A 16,924-nucleotide genomic window follows, 5' to 3' on the forward strand; every position below is an offset into this window, starting at 1 on the left:
ATGTATGCTGTTGGACTTATGTCAGGAACGTCGCTTGATGGAATTGATGCAGCTCTTGTTCAAATTGAAGGAAGCGGCTATGAAAGTAAAGTTAAGCTTCTTCATTTCATTACCATGCCTTTTTCACCTCAGTTAAAAAAGGAAATTGAGCAGGCGCTTTCTTTTGAACATTCAAATGTCCAGCTGATCTGCAGCTTGAATTTTAAACTTGGCTATGCGTTTGCAGATGCAGTGAAAAAAGTGTGCCAAGAAGCCCGCTTTTCTCTTGAACAAATAGATGTTATTGGATCGCATGGGCAAACCATTTACCATCAGCCTTATGCTTCGGGAAGTACAGCGATGTCTACACTCCAAATTGGAGAGCCGGCTGTTATTGCCTATGAAACCAAAACGAAGGTAGTAGCAAACTTCAGAGTGATGGACATGGCAGCAGGCGGGCAAGGTGCTCCGTTAGTTCCTCACACGGAACGGATTTTGTACAGCCACAATAATTATACAAGGCTGCTTCAAAACATTGGAGGTATTGGAAATGTAACGTTGATTCCTCCAAAACACCCTCCTATACCGGTAGTAGCTTTTGATACGGGGCCGGGAAATATGATGATAGATGAAGCGTGTCAGCAGCTTTTTAATGTTTCATTTGATGAAAATGGGCGTTTAGCAGCTGGAGGAAAGATTATTTCAGAGCTTTTAGAAGACTGTATGAATCATGATTACATGAAGCTTTCTCCTCCTAAATCGACGGGAAGAGAGCTGTTCGGTACACAGTACACAAAGAGACTGCTAGAGAAATATAGCAAACATAAAAAGAAAGATCTGCTAGCTACGATTACTATGTTCACGGCATCATCCATTGTACATCACTATGAAACATTTATTTTTCCTGCCTATTCTATTGACGAAGTGATTATTGGAGGAGGCGGAAGTTATAATAATACGCTGATGAATATGATTAAAGCGCAGCTCGGGAAGCGCTGCAGGGTGTATACACAAGAAGAAATAGGAATGTCTTCAGAAGCAAAAGAAGCCGTAGCATTTGCGGTGCTTGCAAATGAAACACTTTCAGGTTATCCAAGCAATGTACCAAGCGCAACTGGCGCCTTGTCTCCTGTAATACTAGGAAACATTACGCCTGCACCACTATAAAAAAGGGGATGGAAGAAATGACAGAAGCAGCAAATATGGAAAATGAAATTTTTGAACTTATTGCATATGGAGGAAATGCTAGGTCACTTGCATATGAAGCGTTAGAAGCAGCTGAAGACTATGATTTTAATAAAGCTGACGAGCTTTTAAAGCAGTCTCAAGAAGAGCTCAGTCATGCTCATAAAACGCAAACTGCGCTTATTCAACGTGAATTGAACGGAAAAACAATTGAAAAGTCACTGCTTTTAATTCACGCACAAGATCATTTAATGACGGCTATTTCAGAGCAAAAATTAATTGAACATATGATTAAGCTTATTAAAAAATTTAAAAAAGAAGGCGAAAATCAATGAAAAAGCTAGGTATTGCGATTTACCCGGAACATTCGACTGTCGAAAAAGATAAAGCGTATATAGCACTTGCGCATCAATACGGATTTACCCGCATTTTTACATGCTTGCTTTCTGTTGAAGGCGATCAGAAAAAAGTAATGGCAAATTTTAAAGAAATTATTGAGTTTGCCAATGAGCTAAAGATGGAAGTAGTAGTGGATATTGCTCCTCGCGTATTTGGAGCGCTTGGCATTTCTTATGATGACTTATCTTTTTTTCACGAATTAGGGGCTTATGCTATTCGCCTTGATCTAGGGTATACGGGAAATGAAGAGTCTATTATGACTTTTAATCCATACGGCTTAAAAATTGAAATTAATATGAGCAATGCGACGAAGTATGTGGATAATATTTTAAGTTACCAGCCAAACCGAAAACAGCTATTGGGGTCGCATAATTTTTATCCTCATCGATACGCAGGATTGTCGTATGATCACTTTGTAAAGTGTTCAGCATTGTTTAAAGAACATAACCTTGAAACAGCAGCCTTTATTAATTCACCAAGCGCTACGTTTGGACCGTGGCCTGTTACTGAAGGGCTTTGTACGCTTGAAATGCATCGCACGCTTCCGGTCGACGTGCAGGCTAAGCATCTTTTTAAAACGGAGTTGATTGATTGTGCAATTATTGCCAATGCTTATGCATCAGAAGAAGAAATGAAGGCGCTGCGTGATGTTGTTCAGCAAGAGCGCTTTACTTTTAATGTGACGCTGTATGATACGATTACTGAACTTGAGAAAAAAATTGTGCTGGAAGAGTTTCATTTTTACCGCGGAGACGTATCCGATTATTTAATTCGCTCTACGCAAAGCCGAGTAAAATATAAAAAAGAAGAATTTAAGCCTACGCATACTCCTTCCATTCGAAGAGGCGATATTTTAATAGAAAATGAACTCTACGGACAGTACAAAGGAGAGCTGCAAATTGCGCTGTTAGACATGGAAAACTCAGGTAAAACAAACGTAGTAGGACGCATTGCAGAAGAGGAAATATTCTTACTAAATGAACTGCAGCCATGGGACAAATTTGCTTTTTGTGAACGGTGATAAAATGGACTATATTATTGGTATCGACGGGGGCGGAACAAAAACAGAAGCCGTTGCTTACAGCTTAAACGGTCAAGAGCTCGCTGCTTCAAAAAGCGGCTATGGAAATTTACTCATTAATTACAATACGGCTATTACTCATATTGATGAATGTATTACGGCGTGCAAAACTGCGCTTACTGGTTATACATGTAAAGGCATTTCACTAGGACTTGCTGGAAGTAAAGCATTATCTAAGGAAGAAATAAAAAGATATTTTTATGATCGTTATCAGGTAGAAGTAGGTTTATATGATGACGCCATGATTGCACACGAAGCACTACTGCATGGAAAAGACGGGATATTAACCATTGCAGGAACTGGAGCCGTCAGCATTGGAAAAAAAGACGGGGTATACGAATACGGAGGAGGGTGGGGACACCTTCTTGGAGATGAAGGAAGCGGATATTGGATTGGTCTTCAAGCACTGATATTGCTGACGAAGGAGCATGATCAAAGCCGTCCGTACAGCAGCCTTAGTCAGACAATCTTGCAACATGTAAAAGCAGATACCATACACGATATAAAAAAGTTTGTCTATTCATCTCCTAAATCAGAAGTTGCTTTACTCACTCCGCTTGTTGTAAATCAAGCAAGAAATCATAAACAAGAAGCAAGTGACATTCTTCAACAAGCTGGAAAGCACCTTGCAAACATGACTCTTCATTTATATAAGAAACAGCGGTTTGAAGGGAGCTGCTTGCTGGCATGCAAAGGCAGCATTTTAACGGAAGTTCCAGAAGTGTTTGATGTTTATAAAAAAGCATGTGAGAAAGAAATAAAGCATATCCAGTGGGCAACACAGCGAGTATCATCTGCTAAAGGAGCTTATCAGCTGTTCATGAACGAGTATAAATAGAGAAAAAATGATGGTGGAAAAGGCAGGGGATCACAGTGAACTTAAATCATATCTTAACTGAAAAACGCAATCCGCAAACCTTAAACATTGATGAATTATCAAGTCTGGAAATTGTAAAAAAAATTAATGAAGAAGATCATCAAGTGCCTCATGCAATCAATAAGGTGCTGCCTGTTATTGCTTTGTTAGTAGATGAAATTGTCAGTGCTTTTAAACAAGGCGGACGTCTTATTTATATCGGAGCAGGGACAAGCGGGCGGCTAGGTGTGTTAGATGCATCTGAATGTGTACCAACATTCGGTACACCTGCCGAACAAGTAATTGGGATCATAGCCGGGGGAGACAAAGCGCTCCGTCATGCGTTAGAAGGAGCAGAAGATAACAAGAAACAAGCGATAGAAGATTTGAAAGCGATTAATTTATCAAATAAAGATATTCTTGTAGGTATAGCTGCAAGTGGAAGAACTCCTTATACACTCTCAGCGCTTGCGTATGCAAACAGCCTGGGGACAGTAACGGGCTGTGTTGTAAATTCTCCTCGATCACCTATGGAACAAGAAGCAAAATATGCAATAGTAGCAGAATCAGGGCCGGAAGTTGTAACAGGTTCAACAAGAATGAAAGCCGGAACTGCTCAAAAGCTTGTTCTTAATATGCTGACGACCGCTTCTATGATTCAAATCGGTAAAGTCTACAGTAATCTAATGGTAGACGTACAGCCGACTAACGATAAACTCGTACAGCGTGCTAAAAATATTATTGCGGAACTAACAGGCGTCTCACCAGAGGAGGCAGCGGAAAGTTTACAAACATACAAAACGCCAAAAGCCGCCATTCTTGCGCTTCTTACTTCTATAGAAGGTGATGAGGTGCATCGGCTGCTTGATAAACATGACGGACATTTAAAAAAAGCCATTGGAGAAGCAATGGAACAGCAGATTAAAGATTAACCCTTAAAAGAAGTGCATACAGCACTTCTTTTTTTTGTTGAGCACATTTTTTGCACAATGTATGTGGGTGAATTCGGTCTAATCATTTTGCAAGCCCCGTAGTATAGTAAAAGCATAAAACATAGTAAGTATTTCAATTTGTGCACGAATTGGACTGAAGGTGATTCATTTGTTAGACAAACGCAGTACGGCCGTATTGCAAGTTTTGCTTCAAGCCGCAACATTTATATCAGTACAAGAGTTAATGAAGCAGTTTCAAGTGTCAAGACGTACCATCTATTATGATATTGAGAAAATTAACGATTGGCTGTGTCAGCAAGAATTAGAGTTTGTTCAGTACACATATGGAAAAGGCTTTTTTCTAAACGATCAAGCAAAGGACCAAGTTGCTAAACAATTTTCTCATGTTATGCCATCTGCTTACTTATCAGTTGAGGACCGTCAAATATACGTTGCTTTGATGTGTATACTTCGAGGGGGAAAAATTGGAACTCAGCAGCTCATGGATGAAACAGAAGTTAGTCGCAACACTGTATTACAAGATATTAAAGACTTAAAAAACAAGTGGGCAAAGAAAGGCATATCTTTGACATACAGCTATAAAGATGGGTACGAGGTAAAAGGATCTGAAAGCGACATTCGAAATTTGCTTTATATACACATTACAGAATTATTAAGTCAACATCAAGAAGAGTTGTTGAAAAGGGTTATGAAAGCAGATTACGAATATTCACTGATTTATAACTGGCTTGTAGAGTGTGAAGATAAACTGGGAATGGCGTTTACAGACAAGATGCTGACGCAATTAGCCTATATGCTCACGTGCTGTATTCAGCGTATTGGAGGCAAGCGCTATGTAGACGCCTTGATTACTAGAAAAGAAGAATTAGAAAAAACCAGGCAGTACAAAGCGCTGCAAGAAATTGAAAGCGTTTTAGGATTTGATTTTCCACCTCATGAAAAACATTATCTGGCCACGGTTTTACTAAGTGCAAAAGTAAATGTAGTAAATCAAGCAGATAGTGATGATTGGATGAGAACCATTGTAAAAGAAATGGTATCGCGGTTTCAAGCATATGCTTGTGTGGTATTTGAAGATCGAAATCGTCTTGAACAAAATTTATATATTCATTTGAAGACGGCTTATTACAGGCTTCTCTATAATATTCACCTCCCTAACCCTATGCTTTCGGCTATTCAAACAAAGTATCAGGATATAGTGGAACTGACAAAAAAAGCGTTGCTTCCTTTGGAAAACAGCCTTCAAACACGTATTAATGAAGACGAAATTTCTTATTTTGCTCTTCATTTCGGAGGGTGGATGAAAAAACAAGAGGGAAGGCAAAAGCAAAAGCGTATTGTTATTGTTTGTGCCAATGGAATTGGAACGTCCCGTATGCTTCAGTATCAGCTTGAACAACTGTTAACAGATGCTGAATTGATAGGGCCAATGACGGTAAGAGATTATGAGCAGTTTAAAGAAACCTATGATTTAGTTATTACAACTACGCCATTAAAAAAGCGAATGAACGTGATGCTTGTGAATCCTATTTTAACGGATGATGAAAAGCAGCGGTTAATCGACTTAGTTGAACCAGCTTCTTCTCAGCTAACCACTCAAGCCATCATGGGTATTATTAAGCAGCATGCAAATATTCAAGATGAACCAGCTCTATTAGCTAATTTAAAACTAGTGATACAGCAATCTAAAAAAATGGTAAGAGAGGATAAAAAGCCAATGTTGCATGAAGTATTGCAAGAGCCATTCTTGCAGCTTACAGATTCAGCAGATGATTGGAAATCAGCTGTTAGGCTGGCTGCCAAGCCTTTGTTGAACTATGAATATATTGAACCTTCTTATGTAGAAGCAATGATCAAAAGTGTAGAGCAGTTAGGCCCTTATATTGTTATTGCGCCAAAAGTTGCGCTCCCTCATGCAAGACCGGAACAAGGTGTAAATCGTGTGGGTATGAGCATGCTTCGTTTAAAGGAGCCGGTCTATTTTTCTACTGAAAAACAGCACGGAGCGCAGCTTATTATCGTACTTGCTGCTACTGATAATGAAACCCACTTAAAAGCACTGTCACAGCTTTCAATGATGCTATCTGAAAACGATAATATTGACAAGCTTATTGCTATGAATACAAAACAAGAAATGCTTGCGTTAATTGAAGCTTACTCAAATTAAAAGGAGAGATAAAAAATGAAAAAGATTTTAGTTGTATGCGGAAACGGTTTAGGAAGCAGTTTTATTGTGGAAATGAATGTAAAGAAAATTTTAGTAGAGCTTGGTGTTGAAGCACAGGTATCTCATACGGATTTAACAACTAGTAAAACGGAGCAGGCAGATATCTATTTAGGATCTGCAGATATTGTAAATCAATTGGATGATGGCACTCGCACGGTCGTGGCACTGCAAAACATTTTAAATCAAGCGGAAATTAAAGGAGCACTGCAAAAATACTTCGTGGAGGCGTAAGCCATGTTTGATTTAATTATGAAAGATATATTAGGAACACCGGCTATTCTAGTAGGGTTGTTTGCGCTCATCGGTTTGTTGCTTCAAAAGAAAAAAAGTGCAGATATTGTATCAGGCACGTTAAAAACAATTATGGGTTTTCTTATATTAGGAGCAGGAGCTAACATATTAATTGCTTCACTTGAAGCGTTTGGGAAAATGTTTAATAAAGCGTTTTCCGTTGAAGGGATCATTCCTAATAATGAAGCAATTGTAGCTGTAGCTCAACAAACGTTTGGTACAGAAACAGCGATGATTATGCTTTTAGGTATGATTGTAAATATCATTATCGCGCGCATCACGAAATTTAAGTATATCTTTTTAACTGGGCATCAAACCATGTTTATGGCTTGTTTGATTGCAGCAATTTTATCTACCGGCGGGTTAACGGGAGCACCTTTGGTTTTGATCGGTGCACTATTATTAGGTATTTTAATGGTTTTATTTCCTGCACTGCTTCAGCCGTATGTGCGTGAAATTACAGGGTCAAACGATATTGCCGTTGGTCATTTTGGTTCCTTAGGCTATTTAGTAGCAGGATTTATCGGCAAGCGAGTAGGAAATCGCGAAAAAACAACAGAAGAAATTAAAGTTCCTCAATCCTTAGGATTTCTTCGGGATACATCTGTTTCTGTCTCACTGACCATGACCGTTTTATTTATTGTTGTTGCACTTTTTGCAGGTCCTGCATTTATCGAAACAAAATTAAGCGGGGGTCAAAACTTTATTGTGTACTCGCTAATTCAAGCAATCACCTTTGCAGCAGGAGTATATGTCGTGCTGGCGGGTGTTCGTATGCTTTTAGCAGAAATTGTACCAGCATTTAAAGGAATTGCTGACAAAGCGGTACCAAATGCCATTCCAGCTCTAGATTGTCCAACGGTGTTTCCATTTGCTCCTAACGCAGTGGTCATTGGATTCTTTTCAAGCTTTATCGCAGGTCTCATTTCAATGTTCTTTTTGCCTCTATTTGGTCTAAGTATTATCGTGCCAGGCCTCGTTCCGCACTTTTTTACGGGAGCAGCTGCTGGAGTATTTGGAAATGCGACGGGGGGAAGAAGAGGAGCAGTGGTCGGGTCATTTGCCAATGGAATCTTAATTAGTTTTTTACCGGCTATTTTACTGCCTGTTCTCGCGTCGTTAGGTTTTAAAGGCACAACATTTGGAGATTCGGACTTTAGTGCGGTAGGTATTCTTCTTAGCATGCTAATTAAATTATTTACGTAAAGATAAAAAACTCATGTTACGCTAGTAGCATGAGTTTTTTTATGATATTGGAAGTGGAGGAGCAATGAATGAAAATTGGATTAGCGCAAGTGAGATTTCCAAAGTCAGCCGCAGAGGGTGCAGAAACGGTAGAAAATTGTATGAAACAAGCAGCAGAAGAAGGATGTAACCTTGTATGTTTTCCAGAATCAATTGTGCCGGGACTTAGAGGAGTTGGTTTTGAAGTTGAGACATACAATCACGAAATTCAACAAAATACGCTTTATAAAGTTAAGTTGTTTGCCAAACAGTTAAAGCTCAACGTAATTTTACCACTGGAGTGGCGCGACGAACTTGGTATGCATTTAACTGCTTTTGTAATTGATGAAAATGGAAAAGAATTAGGGTATCAAACTAAAAATCAAATTGATCCAGCAGAAGATCAATTTGGTTACAAGCCTGGAAATGGCCGCCAGTTGTTTGAAATAAACGGCGTGAAATTCGGTATTGTTATTTGCCATGAGGGATGGCGCTATCCTGAAACTGTCCGATGGGCTGCTGTAAGAGGAGCAAGCATTGTGTTTCATCCACAGTTTACTGGTGAAGTACCAGATCCGCAATTTTATGATTATGCAATGATTGCAAGAAGTACGGAGAATGGTATTTACTTTGCAAGCGTGAATTATGCCTTAGAGAACCAAAAAAGCACGACTTCTCTTCTTTCTCCAAAGGGTGAATGTTTGATAAAAGCGAAAGCTGAAAAGCAAGAACTGCTAACGTATACGATAGAGCCCGGTGAGGCTAACCGCCTGTTAGCTCAGCGTCTGTTATCAAATTTACTATTGTAAAAAAGTTTATTTTTCTAGTTAAATTAGCATGTGCGCTCTGATAATCCTTTGGTTATTTCTCCTTATGACGATATAAACATCAATATGGTATTATCGAAAGTTAAAGGGGTATTAAAAGGTGTGTGGAAACAATGGATCGAAAAAAAGCCGCATCAGTAGCTGGAGCATTGGTCATTGCCGTAGGAATTTGGCTGTTTCAAAGCGGGAAATTTAAAAGTGAAGCGCAGGCAGATAAGTTTACGAGTACATTTTTGGTCGATCACGAACAAACAGACAATGGATTTGAATTATTTACTTCGGATACCAATCAATATAGGATGTGGTTTCCGCTTCAGTATGTTATTCATAAATCTTCTTATAAAAGCAGTGAAGATGAAAGTGAAGTATGGACAGCATCAACGAAGGAAAATGATTCATACAATGCTGGGAAAATAACGGCTTTATTTTCTAAGAAAAAAAGCAAAGCAGCTCAAAATAAATTGGATGCATTTCAGCCTGATTACATGTTAAAAGGTAAAAATGCAACGATTTATGTGAAAAAACAAACAAGAGATGGAAAGTATAGCATTTATCATGCTTATGTGAATGATGATTATTCAGACAAGTATATTTACTATACGTTTGAACTAAAAAGCAGCGAACAGACAAACAGTACAAAACAGCAGTATTGGGTAGAAAAAATTCTTCTAAATACACAGTTTCAAAAAAACTCAGCTCAATAGTCAGCTGAGTTTTTTCGTAAGGGTTCATAATACTTTTTCTTTTTTATGTAAACGGGTACAATATGAGTAAGGAGGCCTTTGTATGATTGAAAAACAAGCAGTTGGTGAAAAAGCAGCACAATTTGTGGAAGATGGAATGATTGTAGGGCTAGGGACAGGTTCAACAGCTTATTATACAATTGTAAAACTAGGTGAACGAGTAAAAAATGGATTAAACATTAAAGCGGTTCCTACTTCTCAAAAAACAGAAGAGCTGGCAAGGAAACTAGGTATTCCCATTGTTACCTTAGCGGATGTTGAATATATTGATATAGCAATTGACGGAGCGGATGAAGTGGATAGCGAACTTTCTTTAATTAAAGGAGGAGGAGGCGCGCTGCTTCGAGAAAAAATGATTGCGTACGCAGCGAAGCGGTTTATTGTGATTGCGGATTCTAAGAAAATAGTGAAGACGCTAGGAGCTTTTCCTCTTCCTGTTGAAGTTATACGTTTTGGCTGGGAAATGACGGCGAAGCACATTCGCAGTGCAGGTTGTGTACCGCAGCTTAGGCTTTTAGATGATCATACCCCGTTTATCACCGATAACGGAAATTACATTCTAGACTGCCATTTTTCAGAAATTGAAAATCCTGCTGAGTTGGAAAAACAGCTGATAAGGATCCCGGGCGTAGTAGAGAGCGGTTTGTTTGTAGGAATGACGGAGGAAGTCATTACCGTACAAAACCAAGATGTTCATATCATAAAAAAATAGAAGCTTTGGCGTCGGGCCTAGGCTTCTATTTTTTAATTGGAAAGAACGTTCCAATTTTTCTCTAATTGATATATGTATTGAGACGCGTTCAGTACATTTGGATGAACGAAAGTATCAATTGTTTTTTGCGGACAAGCAGATCCGTATAATGAAAAAATGACAAGCTTGCTATGCTCGATTGGTGATACAACGTGAGATAAACAGCGATAAGAAGGATTTATCAAGCTTTTTACCATCTCATGGATATCTTCTTTGTCGTAAAAATCGACTTCAATTTCCGTCTTTACTAAATAACGGCTTTCAATGGCGCTGCTTCGATAATAATTGTAGCGTGCTCCTATGAAGTAGGACGGATCTGATGTTGAAACGTCCAAATTCGTATATGTTTGATCCTGCTTGCTTTTATAAAAAATAGAATCATGAGTATGCTTCATGAATTCTTGATAAGTTGTTCCATCTTCCCACAGAGCTAGAATACAAGCATCTGTTTCATCTTCCACGTTCCAACCCCCTAATTGGCCAATGAAACCATTCACGTGTGCAAGAGCAGCCCAATGCTGTTGCGTATATGAAAAAGATGCTTTTTTATCAGTCGGTATGCTGCATTTCACAATTTTTGTCAACATTCTCCCATCACCTCAATTAATTACTTCGATAAATGAAGGAAAAATCCTTCTAAAAAGAGGAAAATCATAGACATATCCCCCCTTTAAAAGCCATACATTTCAAATAGGACAATGTTAGGGAAAGAAGGGGAAATGAATGAAAGTTTTTCGTGCAAAAGCCTGTCAATCTCCTATGCGAAAAGGCTGGTCAATTATGTTTCAGCATCCGTTTAAAAAAGATGAAAGAGGAAGATCGAACCCGTTTGTTAAACGGTTTATGTATACAGAGCAACACGATGAAATTGACATTCTGGTTGAAGAGATGAATGAACTGCTGAGAGTGCAGGATTTTTGGACAAGTACTGCAAAAGGAAGAGCAAAAGCAAGATATGATGAACGAGTAGTGAATGCTTTTTATAACGATATTGAAAAAAGAACGAGCGAACAAATTGACAGCAAGTATGAGTACATTCATGTAATCGGAGAACAAGGAAGCGGAAAAACAGCCTTAATCCGCCAGCTTCTTGGTATAAAAAAGGAATGTGGCTTTCTAGGAATAGGCAGTAAAGGAGCTTATTCTGCTACGTATAAGGTGAAGGATTCCCAACACTATGAAGCTGCTGTCTCTTTTTTTACGCGAAGTGAAGTGCAAAGGAAATTGGAGAATATCCTACTAAGAAGCGCTGAAGTGTATGCTGAAGGAGGCACGGATTATGACTTGGTCTTTGAGTTGTTACACGGAGATTCCTCTTTCAATCTGCGCGCTCTTTTGGGAGATATCCCATACAAAGCCCGTTATTTTAATGACGATGTTCCTTTAAGAATGAACGACGAAAATAGTTCATTCAAACAATTTGTAGATGCAATTAAACGAGAAAGTGAAATAGTAAAAGACGCTGTTGATCAAGAAGGAAGAGATTTTGCAGAGGGATGGCACAAGCGGCTTGAATGTAGGAAAATCACCGAGCAAATGCTTCTGGCCATTGAATCCCGGTTGAAAGAATACAAGGAAGGAACATGGGAAATAGGAGAAGACGACTGGCCAATATCCTGCCGTCTCACAGCAAAAGAGCTGTCTTCCCTTGGTCCGCTAACAAATGAAGAAGAAGAAAATAACGGACGTCTTATTTATCCATTGTTTCGTAGAATTGAAGTTTGCGGCCCTTTTTCTTTTAAAAAAGGGTTAGCGATTTGCGAGCATCCGTATTTTGAATATACGAGCACCATCCACGATTCTTTTAAAAAAGCAGCTTCTATTTTATACGTACATCATGGGCTTAAAGAATTAGATATTCAATTTCTTCAACAGCTCATCGTACATGGTCATGGCGCTAAAGTAAACGTTTGTGTTACACACGGAGATTTGCTTACCTCTCCAAGCTGCCGTACGGATTATGCTAAAAAACATGCCATGGCTAAAATGATAGATGGTGCGCTTAAAAGCGTTTCACCTCTTATGAAAAAGCAGCTTCACTACTATTTAACAGTAGGGAATACGACTATTTTAGAATGTGTACACGAGGAATTCAAAGAGAGTCACCTTCTGTATAAAGACTTAAAGGCAGCTTTAGTATCAGAAACGAGAAAAAAGCAGCAAGAGCTGCATCCTATTTATTTAAACTTGACTGTCTCTCAGGCTTTTTATGAAGCGATGGAGTCGCTGAACATTCCTTATATGGACAGAGAAACGTGTTTGAACATTTCCTTAGGAGAGCATGAAGGGCCGGTGCCAGTCATTACGTCCGCTTTTATTTCATCTGTCTACGAGCATTTTCTAAGCCAGCCGTCTGGGTGGTCAAGTACCTATCATTCGGTCACCGACCGACAGCAGGTTATTCAAGAATTGGCAGGTGAGTTTGCAACCGTCGTTTATTCCTATTTCAATGAACAGTTGCTTGAAAAATCTCGTAATGACTGGCTCGCTCTTTATAAACAAAAAGAAGACGATCAAGCCTACAAATATAGCAGACTGATAGAAAACGTAATTCCTGCCAAAAATGATATCTATCAGCAGCAAATTCTTATGAGAACGGTTTATCATCTGATTAAGTATGTCGTAGAAAAGAAAGACGGCGTACTGGTTCATTAAGGGGTCAAGGCGCGATGTAAAAAAGAGGTTTATCAATAAAAAAACAGAGCCTGAAATCAGGCTCTATTAGCGTTTGGAAATAGCAGTTAAAGTATTAGGTCCGGCAATGCCGTCAGCTGCTAGCTTATTGTCTTTTTGAAAATTACGTACAGCAGCTTCTGTATTGGCACCGAAGATACCGTCCGTACCTTTTGTATTATAGCCAATCGCTGTTAATTTCTTTTGAAGAGCTTGAACATTGCTGCCTTTGCTTCCTTTTTTAAGCGTTTGTTTTGTGTTAATTGTTGTATCTGCTGGTGGATTTGTTGGGTTTGTTGGTGTCGTCGGGTTCGTTCCTGAACTTCCTAAAGCTTTATATGTTGATGGGCCAACAATGCCGTCAGCCGTTAAGCCGTGGTCTTTTTGGAACTTACGAACAGCTGAATCTGTATTGGCACCGAACACACCGTCCGTACCTTGTGTATTATAGCCAAGTGAAGTTAGTTTCTGCTGAAGCTCTTTAACTGCATTTCCTTTGCTGCCTTTCTTTAAAACAGTTCCTGTAGAAGGAGCTGGAGTAGAACCTGAGTTTCCAGAAACGTTGTATCCGTTTGCTGCTGCAATGTCGTTAAATGATTTAGAAGAAGTTGTAATCACAACCGGTGTACCGACGGTCACTTTACTAAATAACCATTCTACTTCTTCATCGTACATACGAACGCATCCGCTGCTTACATATTTGCCGATGGAAGCAGGATTATTATTTCCGTGAATAGCATACGTCGTGCCGTATGTACCTCTCGCATTTAGGCCTAGCCAGCGATTGCCAAGGGGATTTCTAGGATCTCCACCAGGAATGTTCCCTTTGTAATAAGGGCGATTGACGATTTTATTTACTACTTTGAAATGGCCTTCTGGTGTAAGAGACTGCGTGCGTCCTGTTCCTACTGAAAACGTTCGGACAAGTGAACCATTTTGGTAATAAGCGAGTTTATTCGTCGCTTTGTTAATGATAATTAAATGAGATGGTGTTGAAGCAGCTTCTGTTTTTGGAACTCCTACAAACAAGCAGGCTAGAGCTAAAATAGCTGCTATGAGTACGATTGCTGTTCTTGATATTCTATTTGCCATGTGCTGCGCCTCCTTAGGCTGCATTAATGAAAAACGTATGATGCTTTGGGCTGTGCTATAAATTCTTCACTAATAAAATAAAAGACGAATAGCTGCATTTTCTATCCCTGTATGTATGCGCTTAATAAGGAAATCATTAAGTAGAAAGACTTTACTAGCGGGAATTTATAATAATAAGAATAACTAAGTTTTTCTTAATTCTTTGTACAACTTTAGGAATATAAGTTTACTAATCTAGCGGATTCACATTTACATAAGCATCACATCCTTTCCAGTTCTTCATTTTTGTGTAAAGAAATGAAAGCGTTATATAGATTGTTTTGTAATCGTATTGTAACATAGTTGTATTTTTTGTACCATAAAAAGACATAAAATAGTATAAAAATACTTTATATGGGTTTTATGTACAAAAAAATCAAAAGTTCAGGAGAACGAAGCTATTATTAGATATACGAAACTGGAAAAGAAGTATGCGTAGTTTTGTGGAAATAGATAAATATTCTTATTCGAATATAGGGAGGGAAAGAGTAAAAAAACTACTTGCAAAGAGACAAGTAGTTTTTAAACCGTTATTTTTGAGCATACATTACAACAAAATTAAAAAATTTATAGATGCAATCCACCGTGCTGAACCCGCTTGCTGTTAACCAATTTAACTGATCGTGCAAAGTTGCCATTTTATCTAACTTCGTACGTTCATGAGCAGCCTCAATTTGCTCATGAGTTAATCCGCTTGCGGCAATTCTTTCGCTCCAGTCTTTTTTATATAACTCTTCGATAATAGAAGAAGGGCCTAATACTTGATCGGCATTAATAAATATTCCTCCTGTATGCAGCAAATCATAAATTTGTTCATACAGCTTTTGTTTTTGTTCGTCTTCTAAATGATGAATAGCAAGTGAGGAAATCACAATGTCAAATGAGTGCTCAAATTTGTAGCTTGTTATATCTGATACGATAAATTCTATATGCTGTTCATTTTTAAAGCGTTCCTTTGCTTTTTCAAGCATTTGATCTGAGACGTCAATCAACGTGAAATGCGCATCTGGGTATTTTTCTTTAACAAAAGAAGAAAACAAGCCTGTACCTGCTCCCATATCAAGTATGCGAAGCGTCTTTTTTGGAAAGTGAAGAAGCGAAACGGGAATAGAATAAAAATCAAAAAAACAAGGAATGAGTTTGCGGCGCTGCTCATCATACTGAGAAGCATGAGCATTAAATTTTTCTTTAACGTTATTTTTCATTTTTACAGCTCCTTTATTTGGTAATATTGAGATACATATATCGTATAGAAGTTTAATAGAAAAGAAAATAAACAAAAATAAGCAGTATTGATTCCAGTTTGTTATGAATAGAAAGAGATGGAGAGAAGAGAATGGAGATCAAATGGTTAAAAACATTCATCATAGCGGCTTCTTATGAAAATTTCAGGCAAGCGTCTGAAGATTTATTTTTAACACAGCCTGCTGTATCAAAGCATATTCAGCGACTGCAGCAAGAATTAGGAGATGAGCTTTTTGAAAAAAAAGGTAAATATATCGTGCTGACTGAGGCAGGACGCTTTTTTTTGCCTCATGCTCAAAAAATGGTGAGAGCATATGAAGAAGGAGTAGGGAATTTTAGGTTATGGAAGCAAGGATATAACCGAAAACTGACTATATCCGCTGCTCCTCAAATAGCAGCATCTGTTTTGCCGAGTCTAATCAAACAATTTGTAGAGAGATATCCACATATTGAAGTAACGGTTAATATCACAAATTCGTTTCAAGTGGGAAAAGACATCAGCGACAGAAGGTCAGATATTGGATTAACAAGGATGCTTCCGGGTCAGGCAGACGTTTTTTATGAGTTAATTCATAAAGAAAAAGCAGTCTTAGTTGCCCCGTTTTCTGCAGGAGCACGTACGGAACAGGAGCTGTTATCTTCCTACCGGCTCCTTACGAATAATCATCCTGTTTATTGGGAAGATTTACTCCTTCAAATCAAGGCTTGTTATCCTCACATTCAGCTGCTTCCTGTGACGCAAGTAGAAATTACAAAGCGCTTTATTGAAGAAGGCCTAGGCGTATCTTATTTGCCATTTTCTATGGTGAAAAAGGAAGTTGAAAATCAAACGTTAAGCGTAATTTCACAGCAAAAAATTATCCGGCCTTCTTCACATACGTATATCGTAACAAAAGGCGAAACAGAAGAAACAAAGCAGTTTAAGCACTTTGTGGCTGAGACCTTAACAGAAACGAGTTGAAATGATACCATAAAAAGGAAGGGGAGATGGCGATGTATATATTGGTCATGCTAGTAGCAGCAGCAGTCTTAGTAGATTTTATTTTAAGAAAAGTGCTTGATATACCTCGTAGCAAATTTTGGGGTAAATATGAGTATGAAAGTCTAGCTTTAGGACGATGGGATAAATATGTGACGATAGCTTTTGTTCTTTTTCTAGTACTCGATATGATCTTTATATTTGTCCAGCCTTATATCGTGTCTTGCCTATTTTTAGTTGCGGCTATTTTGCTGAAAGGTATAGATGAATGGAAATATAAACAAGAAACCAAAGAGTACATAACAAGCTTTGTACAGATGGGATTCTTCCTTACGGCTTTTGTTCTATTAACCAGCGGAATTGTATAGAAAAAAGAGCTT

At 38.5% G+C, this 16,924-nt stretch carries 17 protein-coding genes; 14 read left to right on the forward strand and 3 right to left on the reverse strand.

Features of this window, described 5'->3' with window-relative positions; genetic code table 11:
* The 11 genes from anmK (at nucleotide 1) to rpiA (ending at nucleotide 10,477) form a co-directional block, all read left to right on the forward strand.
* Complete coding sequence (gene anmK, locus JNUCC25_RS05180; RefSeq protein ID WP_013055724.1) at nucleotides 1–1,146, forward strand: anhydro-N-acetylmuramic acid kinase AnmK; 1,146 nt, start codon at nucleotides 1–3, stop codon at nucleotides 1,144–1,146.
* Nucleotides 1,147–1,163: 17 nt separating this feature from the next.
* Complete coding sequence (locus JNUCC25_RS05185) at nucleotides 1,164–1,499, forward strand: PTS lactose/cellobiose transporter subunit IIA (RefSeq protein WP_013055725.1); 336 nt, start codon at nucleotides 1,164–1,166, stop codon at nucleotides 1,497–1,499.
* Nucleotides 1,496–2,584 carry a DUF871 domain-containing protein gene (locus JNUCC25_RS05190; protein ID WP_029324933.1) on the forward strand — a complete coding sequence of 363 codons (1,089 nt, stop codon included), beginning with the start codon at nucleotides 1,496–1,498 and terminating at the stop codon, nucleotides 2,582–2,584. Before JNUCC25_RS05185 ends, JNUCC25_RS05190 begins: the two co-directional genes overlap by 4 nt.
* Before the next feature lie 4 nt (nucleotides 2,585–2,588).
* The gene (locus tag JNUCC25_RS05195; RefSeq protein ID WP_029324934.1) at nucleotides 2,589–3,482 is read left to right on the forward strand and encodes a BadF/BadG/BcrA/BcrD ATPase family protein; all 894 of its coding nucleotides are present in this window, start codon (nucleotides 2,589–2,591) and stop codon (nucleotides 3,480–3,482) included.
* A gap of 35 nt (nucleotides 3,483–3,517) precedes the next feature.
* Nucleotides 3,518–4,432 carry an N-acetylmuramic acid 6-phosphate etherase gene (gene murQ, locus JNUCC25_RS05200; protein ID WP_029324935.1) on the forward strand — a complete coding sequence of 305 codons (915 nt, stop codon included), beginning with the start codon at nucleotides 3,518–3,520 and terminating at the stop codon, nucleotides 4,430–4,432.
* Between the two features lie 160 nt (nucleotides 4,433–4,592).
* Entirely contained in the window at nucleotides 4,593–6,620 is a 2,028-nt protein-coding gene (locus tag JNUCC25_RS05205; RefSeq protein WP_223272330.1) for a BglG family transcription antiterminator, read from the forward strand.
* Nucleotides 6,621–6,635: 15 nt separating this feature from the next.
* Nucleotides 6,636–6,911 (forward strand): PTS sugar transporter subunit IIB, encoded by a 276-nt coding sequence (locus tag JNUCC25_RS05210; protein WP_013055730.1) that lies wholly within the window; start codon nucleotides 6,636–6,638, stop codon nucleotides 6,909–6,911.
* A 3-nt stretch (nucleotides 6,912–6,914) separates the two neighbouring features.
* A complete protein-coding gene (locus JNUCC25_RS05215; RefSeq protein ID WP_454222874.1) occupies nucleotides 6,915–8,177 on the forward strand; it encodes a PTS ascorbate transporter subunit IIC in 1,263 nt (420 codons plus the stop codon).
* A 68-nt stretch (nucleotides 8,178–8,245) separates the two neighbouring features.
* On the forward strand, nucleotides 8,246–9,004 hold the full coding sequence (locus JNUCC25_RS05220) for a carbon-nitrogen hydrolase family protein (protein ID WP_064471362.1): 759 nt from the start codon (nucleotides 8,246–8,248) through the stop codon (nucleotides 9,002–9,004).
* A 131-nt stretch (nucleotides 9,005–9,135) separates the two neighbouring features.
* Nucleotides 9,136–9,726 (forward strand): hypothetical protein, encoded by a 591-nt coding sequence (locus JNUCC25_RS05225; RefSeq protein WP_013055733.1) that lies wholly within the window; start codon nucleotides 9,136–9,138, stop codon nucleotides 9,724–9,726.
* Between the two features lie 82 nt (nucleotides 9,727–9,808).
* Entirely contained in the window at nucleotides 9,809–10,477 is a 669-nt protein-coding gene (rpiA, locus tag JNUCC25_RS05230) for a ribose-5-phosphate isomerase RpiA (protein WP_013055734.1), read from the forward strand.
* Between the two features lie 32 nt (nucleotides 10,478–10,509).
* Here rpiA and JNUCC25_RS05235 read toward each other — a convergent pair whose 3' ends face one another.
* Nucleotides 10,510–11,103 (reverse strand): YdbC family protein, encoded by a 594-nt coding sequence (locus JNUCC25_RS05235; protein WP_013055735.1) that lies wholly within the window; start codon nucleotides 11,101–11,103, stop codon nucleotides 10,510–10,512.
* A 136-nt stretch (nucleotides 11,104–11,239) separates the two neighbouring features.
* On the opposite strand from JNUCC25_RS05235, the gene JNUCC25_RS05240 reads away from it, so the two are divergent.
* Nucleotides 11,240–13,171, forward strand: coding sequence for a hypothetical protein (locus JNUCC25_RS05240; RefSeq protein WP_029324937.1), 1,932 nt, complete (start codon nucleotides 11,240–11,242; stop codon nucleotides 13,169–13,171).
* Nucleotides 13,172–13,237: 66 nt separating this feature from the next.
* Here JNUCC25_RS05240 and JNUCC25_RS05245 read toward each other — a convergent pair whose 3' ends face one another.
* Both JNUCC25_RS05245 and JNUCC25_RS05250 read right to left on the reverse strand, forming a co-directional pair.
* The gene (locus JNUCC25_RS05245) at nucleotides 13,238–14,281 is read right to left on the reverse strand and encodes a L,D-transpeptidase family protein (protein ID WP_064471363.1); all 1,044 of its coding nucleotides are present in this window, start codon (nucleotides 14,279–14,281) and stop codon (nucleotides 13,238–13,240) included.
* Between the two features lie 569 nt (nucleotides 14,282–14,850).
* Nucleotides 14,851–15,525, reverse strand: coding sequence for a class I SAM-dependent methyltransferase (locus tag JNUCC25_RS05250; protein WP_013055738.1), 675 nt, complete (start codon nucleotides 15,523–15,525; stop codon nucleotides 14,851–14,853).
* 131 nt (nucleotides 15,526–15,656) lie between these two features.
* Between JNUCC25_RS05250 and JNUCC25_RS05255 the strand changes: the two genes are divergently transcribed.
* Entirely contained in the window at nucleotides 15,657–16,526 is an 870-nt protein-coding gene (locus JNUCC25_RS05255; RefSeq protein WP_029324939.1) for a LysR family transcriptional regulator, read from the forward strand.
* 32 nt (nucleotides 16,527–16,558) lie between these two features.
* Complete coding sequence (locus JNUCC25_RS05260) at nucleotides 16,559–16,912, forward strand: DUF4181 domain-containing protein (RefSeq protein ID WP_454222878.1); 354 nt, start codon at nucleotides 16,559–16,561, stop codon at nucleotides 16,910–16,912.
* The last annotated feature ends 12 nt before the right edge of the window (nucleotides 16,913–16,924 follow it).

The sequence above is a fragment of the Priestia sp. JNUCC 25 genome (assembly GCF_053667915.1).